Source organism: Microbacterium sp. (assembly GCF_052099035.1).
In the GTDB taxonomy this organism is placed as follows: Bacteria; Actinomycetota; Actinomycetes; order Actinomycetales; family Microbacteriaceae; genus Microbacterium.
Genome location: NZ_JBQDSX010000014.1, coordinates 63,415 through 74,404, shown reverse-complemented (window position 1 = coordinate 74,404; position 10,990 = coordinate 63,415). Strand labels below are relative to the sequence as shown.

The window sequence follows — 10,990 nt, the reverse complement described above, 5'->3', positions numbered from 1 at the left end:
GCTCGGTGCCGAATGCCGTGCCACAGGTCGCGATCGCCGTGGTGACGCCGGCGAGATGGCAGGCCATCACATCGGTGTATCCCTCGACGACCACGACGCGACGCGGATCACCGCGAGAGATGTCGCGTTTGGCGAGATCGAGACCGTAGAGGACCTGCGCCTTCTTATAGATGATCGTCTCAGGAGTATTCAGGTACTTCGGCCCCTGGTCATCGTCATAGAGCTTGCGGGCCCCGAAACCGATCGTTTGTCCCGTGACATCGCGGATCGGCCACACCAGCCGCCCACGGAAGCGATCGTAAACGCCCCGCTGCCCCTGCGAGACGAGCCCGGCACCGAGCAGTTCCTCCCGGGTGAATCCTTGGGCGGTGAGGGCTTTCATCATGCCCTCCCAGCCGCGCGGGGCGTAGCCGACGCCGAAATGCGCGGCGGCTCCGGCATCGAAACCGCGCTCACCGAGAAAACGTCGCCCCGTCTCGGCCTCAGCGGTCAGCAGCTGCCCGCGGAAGAACTCAGCAGCGGCCGTGTTCGCGGCATACAGCCGGCTGCGCCCGCTGGTCTCCGGAGCCGATCCCCCGTCTTCGTAGTGCAGCGTGTATCCGATGCGGCCCGCGAGCCGCTCAACGGCTTCGGTGAAGCTCACGTGGTCCATCGCCCGGAGGAACGAGTAGACATCGCCGGACTCACCGCAACCGAAGCAGTGGTAGAAGCCGACCTGCGGCCGCACGTGGAAGCTCGGGCTCTTCTCGTCGTGGAACGGGCACAGCCCCTTCAGAGACCCGACACCCGCGGATTTCAGCGAGACGCGCTCACCGATGATGTCGCCGATGTTCGTGCGCGACTTGACCTCGTCGACGTCAGCCTGCCTGATGCGGGGCATCAGCGCACCCCTTCGGCGGTCCGGCTCTGTGCGTGCGCGTGCGTACGGGATCCCTGGCGCACCGTGCGCGGCGTCCAGATGCCCACCTCTGCCGGGTCGATGTCGCCGACCAGACGTCCGTGCCAGTCCAGAGCGGTCTGATCAGTGAGGCTGGCGATCTGATCGACCACGACGCGTGCCCGCTCGGCGTCGTTCTGCGCGGCGACGAAATCGGCGGCGAACGCAGGTTCGAGCACGTCTGCGCCGGCATTCCACAGAGCATCCGTCGACCACAGGGCATCCGCGAGCCGAGTGAGTACGCGCCGTTGCTCCTTGTACACGCCCTTGCGTGCTTCGATCGTCACGATCGCCTGCCCCATGATGCCCTTGAGGACGGCGATCTCCGACTCGACGACGCGGGGAACGACGACATGCGCGTTGTAGCGCACCAGTGACGGCCCTCCATAGGCCTCACGTGTCGCCGTGACGGCAGCTCGAGCGAACCGGCCGATGAGGTCGCTGGTGAGGTTCTTCAGCCGGGCAAGGTCCTGCCGTGAGCGGTCGAAGGACTTCAACCACATCGACTGACTCGTCAGCCGATACAGTCCATCGGCGAGCTCTTCGCGGGTGAAGTCGTATCCAACCCACTGCTGGATGCGGCTGACCAGGGCGTGGTGCTCTGCGGGATCCGAGAGCTGGGCGACATCGAGATAGCCGTTGACGATGGCATCCTCGAAGTCGTGGACGGAGTATCCGATGTCATCGGAGAGGTCCATGATCTCGGCTTCGATGCAGCGCAGACGTCCTGGGGCGCCCTCGCGCATCCAGCGGAAGACAGCTTCATCTTCGGGATAGACGCCGAACTTCAGTCGCCCGCCGGGGTCGGGTACAGGACTGTCGACGGTCCACGGGTACTTGCAGGTGGCGTCGAGGCTCGCTCGCGTGAGGTTCAGCCCGACGGAATGGCCGTCGTCGTCGAGGACCTTGGCCTCGAGACGCGTGAGGATCCGCAGTGACTGCGCATTCCCTTCGAAGCCGCCGATGGGCTCGGCCCACTCGTTCAGCGCCCGCTCGCCGTTGTGGCCGAATGGGGGGTGTCCGAGATCGTGGCTGAGGCAGGCCGTGTCGACGACATCGGCGGAAACGCCCAGCGCCACAGCGAGTTCACGCCCGACCTGTGCGACTTCGAGCGAGTGGGTCAACCTATTGCGGGCGAAATCGGCGGTGCTGGCGGGACTCAATACCTGAGTCTTCGCTGCCAGTCGTCGCAGCGCTGCGGAGTGCAGGACCCTGGCGCGATCGCGCGCGAAGTCGTCGCGTTCGGACCGATGGGTCTGCGCGAAGAACCGCTCGGCGTCACGCGGCTCGTAACCGTCCGAACGTGTCGTCGAGCCAGAAGAAGGGTCAGCCGCCACTGTTCTCGATCTCCGCGCCACGCAGCATCTCACCGGCATCGGAGGCGACCTCGCGCGACTCCAGCCATTTGTCTGGAAGGGCAGTGCGCTTGGGCCTGCCCGCGCGACCGCGCTGCCCCTCAGCATCCGCACCGGGGTACGGGGCGTCGTGGTCGAGCTGAGCGAGCATCTCATCGATGTGGGCGAGGCTCTGCGCTGTCGCAAGCCCCGTGCGGATATCGCTTCCCACCGGGTACCCCTTGAAGTACCACGCGACGTGCTTGCGGATGTCGCGGCATCCATGGTCCTCATCGTCGAAGAAGTCGACGAGCAGTTCGGCATGACGGCGAAATGCCTGCGCAACGAAACCGAGCGTGGGGGCGATGACGCGCTTGGTTCCTGAGCCTGCCGAAGGGTCGGCGCCGAACGCCGTGGCGAGGTCCCCGAAGAGCCACGGGCGCCCAAGGCACCCGCGTCCGACGACGACGCCGTCGCAGTCGGTCTCGTCCATCATCCGCACGGCGTCATCGGCCGACCAGATGTCGCCGTTGCCGAGCACCGGGATGCTGGTCACGGCCTGCTTGAGCTCGCCGATCGCACTCCAGTCGGCGTAGCCGGAGTAGAACTCGCTGGCGGTGCGGGCGTGCAGCGCGACGGCTGCGGCGCCGGCATCCTCCGCGGCACGGCCCGCGTCGAGGAACGTGAGGTGGTCAGGATCAATGCCCTTGCGCATCTTGACAGTGAGCGGCAGAGGTCCTGCCGCCTTCACGGCCTGATCGACGATGTCAGCGAACAGCGACGTCTTCCACGGCAGGGCTGCTCCCCCGCCCTTGCGCGTGACCTTGGGAACGGGGCATCCGAAGTTCAGGTCGATGTGGTCGGCGTGATCTTCGGCGACGATGATGCGCACGGCCTCGGCGATCGTCTTCGGGTCGACGCCGTAGAGCTGGATCGAGCGCGGCGTCTCGGACTCGTGATGGTGGATGAGACGCATGGTGGTCTCATTGCGTTCGACGAGGGCGCGCGAGGTGATCATCTCGCTGACGTAGAGTCCTGCGCCGTATTCGCGGCACAGTCGACGAAATGCCGTGTTGGTGATGCCCGCCATGGGGGCGAGCACGACCGGCACATCGAGGTCGATCGGACCGATGCGCAGTGCGCGGGCTGGTGCGGAAGCAATAGTCATCTCCCCTCCATTCTCCCATCCTCACGGCGCCCGGTGCCGCATCCGGACGTAGGGTGTGGATATGACCGATTCCAGCCCGCGCCAGATCCCCTTCACCGATGCCACCGGCGCCGAGAAAACGCTCGATGACCTCGGTGCCGACGTGGTTCTCGTCGTCAATGTCGCGTCGAAATGCGGCAACACCCCGCAGTACGAACAGCTCGAGGAGCTGCAGCGCGCGTACGGCGATCGGGGGTTCAGCGTCGTCGGATTCCCCTGCAACCAGTTCATGGGTCAGGAGCCGGGAACGGTCGAGCAGATTCAGGAGTTCTGCTCGACCACGTACGGTGTCACGTTCCCGATCACCGACAAGATCAAGGTGAACGGTCGCAATGCCGTCGACCTCTACAAGACGCTCAAGCAGACTCCGGATGCCGAGGGCAAGGCCGGCCGCGTGGAATGGAACTTCGAGAAGTTCCTCGTGCTGCCCGATGGTGAGGTCAAGCGATTCCGGCCGAAGCAGCAGCCGGACTCACCCGAGATCGTCGCCGCGATCGAGGATGCTCTGACCCGCTGAGCTGCTGCTCAGGCGTCTGCCGTCACATCATCGCTTGCGGGGTCGTTTCGCTTGGACCACAGGTCTCGCAGCACGTTCGCGAAGGCCTCCGGCGGCTGGGCACCTGAGATGCCGTACTGACCGTCGACGACGAAGAACGGCACGCCCTGGATGCCGTAGGCACGCGCCTGCGCCTGATCCTGTCGCACAGCGGGCAGGTACTTGTCGTTGTCGAGGGCGTCCCGCGTGCCGTCGGCGTCCAGCCCCACCTCGACGGCGAGATCGACGAGATCGTCCACGCGCCCGACGTGCTTGCCCTCGGTGAAGTATGCGGACATCAGCCGCTCCTCCATCGCATGCTGCAGGCCCTCGGCCTTGGCATGGTGCAGCAGCTCGTGCGCCTTGACGGTGTTGGTGTGCTTGAGCAGGTCGAAGCGGTACTCGAGACCGGCGTTCTTCGCCACGCCCGTGACGTTGTCGAGCATCTGCGTGACCTGTTCGCGCGGCATGCCCTTGTGCCCGGCGAGGAAGTCGATCTCATCACCATCGAAGTCGACGGGCGTATCGGGCGAGAGTTCGAATGAGTGGAAGGTGATGTTCACCTGCGGGGCATCATCATCGGATGCTGTCTCCGCGAGGCCCGCTTCAAGATTGCGCTTGCCGATGTAGCACCAGGGGCAGGCGATGTCGGACCAGATGTCAATGGATATAGGTTCGCTCACGTTTGGTGCAACGCTCGCGGGGATGCGGCGTATTCCGTTGGTAGCATCTTCGGGTGCTCTCCGCCTCCGATCCGCTGCCGTTTCGGCCCGAGCGAGTGCTGATCGCCGGGGTGACCGGATCCGGCAAGACGACGCTCGCACGGCGCATCGCTGCCCAATGGAACCTCGTCCACCACGAGATCGATGCCCTCCACCACGGCCCGGACTGGACACCTCGGCCTTCGTTTCTGGAAGATATCCGCGCGTTCGCCGGTACAGACCGCTGGGTCACCGAATGGCAGTACACCAGCAAGGGCACCGACGCGATCCTGGCTCCACGCGCCGATGTGCTCGTCTGGCTCGACTATCCGTGGCCGCTGGTACGCGGCCGCCTCATACGGCGGACAGTCAAGCGACGACTGTTCCGCACGAAGCTGTGGAACGGCAACGTCGAGCCACCGCTGTGGAACCGTGAGGCATGGAGCGGTGAGAACGACATCCTGCGCTGGCAGAGCGACACGCGCCACAAGTGGGACGAGCGGATGCCTCGAATCGAGGCCAGTTTCCCGTACCTGACGATCGTCCGGCTGCGGCATACGCGCGAGGCCGAACGCTGGTTGCGGGCATGACCCGTTCTCTGCTCTCTGCTTCCGATCCGCTGCCGTTTCGGCCCGAGCGAGTGCTGATCGCCGGAGTCACCGGATCCGGCAAGACGACGCTCGCACGGCGCATCGCTGCCCAATGGAACCTCGTCCACCACGAGATCGATGCCCTCCACCACGGCCCGGACTGGACGCCCCGGCCTTCGTTTCTGGAAGATGTGCGCGCCTTCGCCGCCACAGACCGCTGGGTGACCGAATGGCAGTACACCAGTAGAGGCACCGACGAGATCATGACGCCGCGAGCTCAGCTCGCGATCTGGCTGGATTATCCTTGGCCCGTGGTGCGCGGGCGATTGATTCGCCGCACGCTTAGCCGCAGCATCCTGCGCACGAAGATGTACAACGGCAACGTCGAGAAACCGATCTGGAGAGTCCTCACGACGCGGGACCCCGCCGAGAGCATCCTCTCCTGGCAGACGAAGACGCGTGGGTATTGGACGGCGAAGATGCCGGTAGAGCGCGAGCAGTTTCCGTACCTGACGATCGTCCGGCTGCGGCATCCGCGCGAGGCCGAACGCTGGTTGCATCGCCAGTCGCACTGACCCGATCTGCTGACGATGTCCCGATTTGCTGAGGAAAACGAAGAATCAGTCCGTGAATCGGGACAAGCTCAGCAGATCGGGTCAGGCCGAAGGCGCATCCACAGCACCGCCGAAGCGACGATCGCGCGACAGATAGATCTCGATCGCACGCCACAACTCTTCGCGGGAGAAGTCCGGCCACAGCGTGTCGAGGAACACCATCTCGGCGTACGCCGACTGCCAGAGCAAGAAGTTCGAGGTGCGCTGCTCCCCCGATGAGCGCAGGAACAGGTCGACGTCGGGCATGTCCGGCACGTACAGGTTACGTCGGATCATCTTCTCGGTGATGGCCTTGGGCTTGATCTTCCCTGCGGCAACCTCGCTCGCAACGGACCGCATGGCATCGACGAGCTCGACGCGTCCGCCGTAGTTGACGCACATCGTCAGCGTCAGCACGTCATTGCCCTCGGTGAGCTTCTCGGCGTACTGCAGCTCCTTGATGACCGAGCCCCATAGTCGCGGCTTGCGCCCGGCCCATCGGATCCGCACGCCCCATTCGTTGAGCTGATCGCGACGGCGGTGCAGCACGTCCCGGTTGTACCCCATGAGGAAGCGGACCTCTTCGGGCGAGCGCGCCCAGTTCTCGGTCGAGAACGCATATACCGACAGGTGCTTCACGCCGGACTGGATCGCGCCGGCGACAACGTCCAGCAGCACCTCTTCCCCGGCCTTGTGCCCCTGGATGCGCGTGAGCCCCCGCCGGTTCGCCCAGCGTCCGTTGCCGTCCATGACGATCGCGACGTGCTCCGGCACCTTCGGAAATTTCGGCGGGTAGATGCCGGTCCAGTCCAGCGGACGGTACGCGACGGCATCCTTGTGCGTATAGGGCTTCGGAGTCAACGAACTCCCTCTCGATCGGGGCCGGAGACGTGATCGAGCGAGCGGATGCCGCGCTCGAGATGGAACTGCGTGTAGGCCGAAACCAGCCCGGAGGCCGCCGCGGTGTCAGCCGCGGACGCTGCATCCACAGCATCCCACTCGCCGCGGATCAGCGAGCGCAACAGCGCGAGCGTCGACGCGGCCACGCGCGGGCTGCCGGCCGGGGCGCAGTTCACGCACACCAGGCCACCCAGCTGAACGACGAAGTTCTGGTGAGGTCCCGGCGCAGCGCATCGAGCGCAGTCGTCCAATGACGGCGCCCAGCCGGACAGCGCCATCACACGCAGCAGGTAGGAGTCGAGGATGCTGCGCGGCGCATGCTCACCCCGTGAGAGTGCCCGGAGCCCCCCGACAAGCAGCAGATACTGCTCGGGAGTCGCCTCGGCGTCGTTCAAGCGGTCTGCCGTCTCGACCATGGCGCTCGCGGAGGTGAACCGTTCGTAGTGCGCGGCGATCTCGCTGCCGTACGCGCCGAGTGACTCCGCCTGCTGCACGATGTCGAGCGAGCGGCCCTGGTACAGCTGCAGGTCGGCGACCATGAAGGGCTCGAGGCGCGAGCCGAACTTCGACGACGTGCGCCGCACGCCCTTCGCGACCGCGCGGATCTTGCCGTTGCGTCGCGAAAGCATGGTGACGATGCGATCCGCCTCACCGAGTTTGTGGGTGCGCAGGATCACCGCTTCGTCTCGATAGGTGGGCACCCTTCGATTATCCCCCGGTGCGCGAGAATATAAGCGTGTTCCACGTGATGTTCCACAATCCCCTGATCCCGCCCAACACCGGCAATGCCATCCGCATGGTCGCCGCAACCGGGGCGGCCCTGCATCTGGTGGAGCCGCTCGGCTTCGAACTCAGCAACGCGCACCTGCGCCGCGCGGGACTCGATTACCACGACCTCGCCCGTGTCTACGTGCACCCCGACTTCGATACCGCTGTCGACTTCGTCACCGCACACGGCACAGGACGTCTGTTCGCGTTCACCGGACGCGCCGAGCGCTCGTTCTCCGACGTCGCCTATGAGCAGGGCGACACGCTGCTGTTCGGCACCGAGACGACGGGCCTTCCGGCCGACGTGCTCGACGACCCGCGGATCACGGACGCGGTGCGCATTCCCATGCTCGATCAGATCCGGTCGTTGAATCTCTCCAACTCCGCAGCAGTGGCGGCCTACGAAGGCTGGCGACAGCATGGCTATGCGGCGATGCCCGCGGGGTGGCTTCCGCCGCACCCGACAAACATCGCGAAATGACGAACGCCCCTCGGCTTGCTTGAATCCAAGCTTCGGTCGAGGGGCGTTCGTGCATATGTCGTCAGACGGCGGCGAGAGCGGACTGGCGCGTGCGGATCGCACGGTTCACGCCCGACACGATCGCCTTCAGGCTCGCCGTCGAGATGTCGCCGTCGACGCCGACGCCCCACAGGCGCTGATCGTCGACCTGCAGTTCGACGTAGGCCGCTGCCTGCGCGTCACCGCCAGCGCTGAGAGCGTGCTCGACGTAGTCGTAGACCGTGATGTCGAAGCCGCGTTCACGCAGCACCTCGACGAACGCCGCCACCGGTCCGTTGCCCTGACCGGCGACCGCATGCTGCTCGTCGCCATCACGCACGGTGACGTCCAGCACGACCTCGCCCGACATGTCGCTGCGGGTCTGCGTGGCCAGCAGCTCGAACCGGCCCCACTTCGCCTCGGCGTCGTCGGCGGGCAGATACTCATCGTTGAAGATCGACCAGATCTGGTCGCTCGTGACCTCGCCACCCTCGCTGTCGGTCTTGGACTGCACGACTCCCGAGAACTCGATCTGAAGCTTGCGGGGCAGGTCGATCGAGTGGTCGGTCTTGAGCAGGTACGCGACACCGCCCTTGCCGGACTGCGAGTTCACGCGGATCACGGCCTCGTAGGAACGTCCCAGGTCCTTCGGATCGATCGGCAGGTACGGAACAGCCCACTCGATGTCATCGACCGTCTTGCCTTCGGAGACGGCACGGGCCTCCATGGCCTCGAAGCCCTTCTTGATGGCATCCTGATGCGACCCGCTGAACGCGGTGAAGACGAGATCGCCGGCCCAGGGGCTCCGCTCGGGAACAGGCAGCTGGTTGCAGTACTCGACCGTGCGCTTGACCTGATCGATATCGCTGAAGTCGATCTGCGGGTCGATGCCCTGCGTGAACATGTTGATGCCCAGGGCGACGAGATCGACGTTTCCGGTGCGCTCGCCGTTGCCGAACAGGCATCCCTCGATGCGGTCGGCGCCGGCCATGTAGCCGAGCTCCGCCGCGGCGACAGCCGTACCGCGGTCGTTGTGCGGGTGCAACGACAGGATGATGTTCTCGCGGTGGGCGAGGCGACGGCTCATCCACTCGATGGAGTCTGCGTAGACGTTCGGGGACGCCATCTCCACGGTGGCGGGCAGGTTGATGATGACCTTGCGGTCGGGCGTCGGCTCGAAGACCTCGATCACCTGGTTGCAGATGTCGAGGGCGAACTCCAGCTCGGTTCCGGTGTAGCTCTCCGGCGAGTACTCGTAGTAGACCTGCGTGTCCGGGATCCGCTTCTCGTACTCGCGGCACAGCCGTGCCCCCTCGAGCGCGAGGTCGATGATGCCCTGCTTGTCGGTGCGGAAGACGACGTCGCGCTGCAGGATGCTGGTGGAGTTGTACAGGTGCACGATGGCCTGCTTGGCCCCAGCGATCGACTCGTAGGTGCGCTCGATCAGGTGCTCACGTGCCTGGGTCAGGACTTGGATCGTGACGTCATCGGGAATGAGGTTCTCTTCGATGAGCTGACGCACGAAGTCGAAGTCGGTCTGGCTGGCGGAGGGGAATCCGACCTCGATTTCCTTGTACCCCATGTTCACGAGCAGCTCGAACATGACGCGCTTGCGCTCGGGAGACATCGGGTCGATGAGGGCCTGGTTGCCATCGCGGAGGTCGACGGCGCACCAACGGGGCGCCTCGGTGATGCGCTTCGACGGCCAGGTGCGGTCAGGCAGATCAATGGAGATCAACTCGTGGAACGGTCGATACTTGTGGATCGGCATTGCGGACGGGCGCTGGGAGTTGTGCATGGTGGGCTTCTTCTCTTCGTCAGATGAAACGGGCCAACACAAGCGCCGCGACGAGGAAGGCCCTAGCTTTAGGACTCGTCGCGGCAGCTAAGAAGAAGCAGACCGCCGATAGGCATGGCATCAGAGTACACCCGAGCACGCCAGCCGCACCAAATCACGGGATGAGGGCGATCTTCCCGCCCGGGTGCCCCTCGGCGAGGAAGCGGGTCGCCTCGATCGCGTCAGCGAGCGGATACGTGCGCGCAACGGGAACGTCGAGCAGCCCCTGTTGCGCGAGATCGACGAGATCACCTCGGATGCTGTCGCGGAAGCGCGTGCTCTCCGGAAGGGATCCGGCGATCCAGCGGATGCCGGAGCTCTTCGCGCGCGCCGGTGCTGCGATCGTGACGATGCGGTCACGATCGGCGACGAGTTCGACGGAAACATCGACCGCTTCGTCCGTGCCCACAGCATCCAGTGCCGCAACGAACTCGGTGCCCGCGGCATCCCGGGCGCGCTGGGCAAGACCATCGCCGTAGACGATCGGGATGCCGCCGAAGCGGCGCACCTCATCGAAACGTGCCTCGCTCGCCGTCCCGACTACTCGGATGCCGCGGTGCGCGGCTTGCTGCAGCACACTGACGCCCACAGCACCGGATGCACCGTGCAGCAGAATCGTCTCGCCAGCCTCCGCCTTGGTGACCGAAAGCATCTCGGCTGCCGTCGTCCCGACCAGCAGCAGGTTCGCCGCGGCGGCGTGGGTCAGCGTGGTGGGCTTGGCGAAGGCCTTCTCGGCGGGGATGGTGACCTCGGTCGCGTACCCACCGCGAATGCGGAAGGCGATGACCTCGTCGCCGATCTCGGCCGGTCCCGATCCGATCACGGTGCCGGGGCCGATCGCCGTGATCTCGCCGGCGACCTCGTAGCCGATCGGCACCGGGAACTGTGGGCCGCTCCCTGAGCCTGTCGAAGGGTGCGACGCGACATGCTTGCGATCGGCGGGGTTCACCCCGGCGGCATGCACGCGCACCGTGATCTCCCCCGGTCCCGGAGCTGGCACGTCAGTAGTTACGAGCTCCCAGTTCTCCGGAGTACCCCACTCCTTCGCGACCCAGTGCTGCGCCATTACCCTCGCCTCTCTATCTCTTG

The 10,990-nt window shown here is 65.4% G+C and carries 12 protein-coding genes; 4 read left to right on the top strand and 8 right to left on the bottom strand.

The genetic code is table 11. From position 1 onward, the window contains the following. The 3 genes from dnaG to dusB all read right to left on the bottom strand — a co-directional run. A partial coding sequence (gene dnaG / locus ACTIAO_RS06670; protein WP_441905498.1) for a DNA primase occupies positions 1-880 on the bottom strand: 880 nt, incomplete at its 3' end. Further along, positions 880-2,313, bottom strand: coding sequence for a deoxyguanosinetriphosphate triphosphohydrolase (locus tag ACTIAO_RS06665; protein WP_441905497.1), 1,434 nt, complete (start codon positions 2,311-2,313; stop codon positions 880-882). The genes ACTIAO_RS06665 and dnaG, both read right to left, overlap by 1 nt. Beyond that, positions 2,264-3,439 (bottom strand): tRNA dihydrouridine synthase DusB, encoded by a 1,176-nt coding sequence (gene dusB / locus ACTIAO_RS06660; RefSeq protein WP_441905496.1) that lies wholly within the window; start codon positions 3,437-3,439, stop codon positions 2,264-2,266. The genes ACTIAO_RS06665 and dusB overlap by 50 nt, the downstream gene beginning before the upstream one ends. 61 nt (positions 3,440-3,500) lie before the next feature. Between dusB and ACTIAO_RS06655 the strand changes: the two genes are divergently transcribed. After that, positions 3,501-3,995, top strand: a complete 495-nt coding sequence (locus ACTIAO_RS06655) for a glutathione peroxidase (RefSeq protein WP_441905495.1) — start codon at positions 3,501-3,503, stop codon at positions 3,993-3,995. Positions 3,996-4,003: 8 nt separating this feature from the next. Here ACTIAO_RS06655 and ACTIAO_RS06650 read toward each other — a convergent pair whose 3' ends face one another. After that, the gene (locus tag ACTIAO_RS06650) at positions 4,004-4,696 is read right to left on the bottom strand and encodes a DsbA family oxidoreductase (protein WP_441905494.1); all 693 of its coding nucleotides are present in this window, start codon (positions 4,694-4,696) and stop codon (positions 4,004-4,006) included. A gap of 53 nt (positions 4,697-4,749) precedes the next feature. On the opposite strand from ACTIAO_RS06650, the gene ACTIAO_RS06645 reads away from it, so the two are divergent. Together ACTIAO_RS06645 and ACTIAO_RS06640 are read left to right on the top strand one after the other, a co-directional pair. Next, positions 4,750-5,304, top strand: a complete 555-nt coding sequence (locus ACTIAO_RS06645) for an AAA family ATPase (RefSeq protein WP_441905493.1) — start codon at positions 4,750-4,752, stop codon at positions 5,302-5,304. Further along, positions 5,301-5,879: an AAA family ATPase gene (locus ACTIAO_RS06640; protein WP_441905492.1), complete on the top strand. Its 579-nt coding sequence runs from the start codon at positions 5,301-5,303 to the stop codon at positions 5,877-5,879. Before ACTIAO_RS06645 ends, ACTIAO_RS06640 begins: the two co-directional genes overlap by 4 nt. An 81-nt stretch (positions 5,880-5,960) precedes the next feature. On the opposite strand, the gene ACTIAO_RS06635 is transcribed toward ACTIAO_RS06640, so the two are convergent. Together ACTIAO_RS06635 and recO are read right to left on the bottom strand one after the other, a co-directional pair. Beyond that, positions 5,961-6,758 (bottom strand): isoprenyl transferase, encoded by a 798-nt coding sequence (locus ACTIAO_RS06635; protein ID WP_441905491.1) that lies wholly within the window; start codon positions 6,756-6,758, stop codon positions 5,961-5,963. Continuing rightward, the gene (gene recO / locus ACTIAO_RS06630; RefSeq protein WP_441905490.1) at positions 6,755-7,498 is read right to left on the bottom strand and encodes a DNA repair protein RecO; all 744 of its coding nucleotides are present in this window, start codon (positions 7,496-7,498) and stop codon (positions 6,755-6,757) included. Before recO ends, ACTIAO_RS06635 begins: the two co-directional genes overlap by 4 nt. Positions 7,499-7,533: 35 nt before the next feature. Here recO and ACTIAO_RS06625 point away from each other — a divergent pair, with 35 nt between their 5' ends. Next, positions 7,534-8,046, top strand: a complete 513-nt coding sequence (locus tag ACTIAO_RS06625; protein ID WP_441905489.1) for a tRNA (cytidine(34)-2'-O)-methyltransferase — start codon at positions 7,534-7,536, stop codon at positions 8,044-8,046. A gap of 61 nt (positions 8,047-8,107) precedes the next feature. On the opposite strand, the gene leuA is transcribed toward ACTIAO_RS06625, so the two are convergent. Both leuA and ACTIAO_RS06615 read right to left on the bottom strand, forming a co-directional pair. After that, positions 8,108-9,862: a 2-isopropylmalate synthase gene (gene leuA, locus ACTIAO_RS06620; RefSeq protein WP_441905488.1), complete on the bottom strand. Its 1,755-nt coding sequence runs from the start codon at positions 9,860-9,862 to the stop codon at positions 8,108-8,110. A 154-nt stretch (positions 9,863-10,016) separates the two neighbouring features. Beyond that, on the bottom strand, positions 10,017-10,967 hold the full coding sequence (locus ACTIAO_RS06615) for a quinone oxidoreductase family protein (RefSeq protein WP_441905487.1): 951 nt from the start codon (positions 10,965-10,967) through the stop codon (positions 10,017-10,019). Between the last annotated feature and the right edge of the window lie 23 nt (positions 10,968-10,990).

Coding starts and splice junctions, on each gene's coding strand:
- ACTIAO_RS06665 (WP_441905497.1), bottom strand. CDS start 2,313: ATGCCGGTGAGATGCTGCGTGGCGCGGAGATCGAGAACAGTGGCGGCT.
- dusB (WP_441905496.1), bottom strand. CDS start 3,439: ATGACTATTGCTTCCGCACCAGCCCGCGCACTGCGCATCGGTCCGATC.
- ACTIAO_RS06655 (WP_441905495.1), top strand. CDS start 3,501: ATGACCGATTCCAGCCCGCGCCAGATCCCCTTCACCGATGCCACCGGC.
- ACTIAO_RS06640 (WP_441905492.1), top strand. CDS start 5,301: ATGACCCGTTCTCTGCTCTCTGCTTCCGATCCGCTGCCGTTTCGGCCC.
- leuA (WP_441905488.1), bottom strand. CDS start 9,862: ATGCACAACTCCCAGCGCCCGTCCGCAATGCCGATCCACAAGTATCGA.
- ACTIAO_RS06615 (WP_441905487.1), bottom strand. CDS start 10,967: ATGGCGCAGCACTGGGTCGCGAAGGAGTGGGGTACTCCGGAGAACTGG.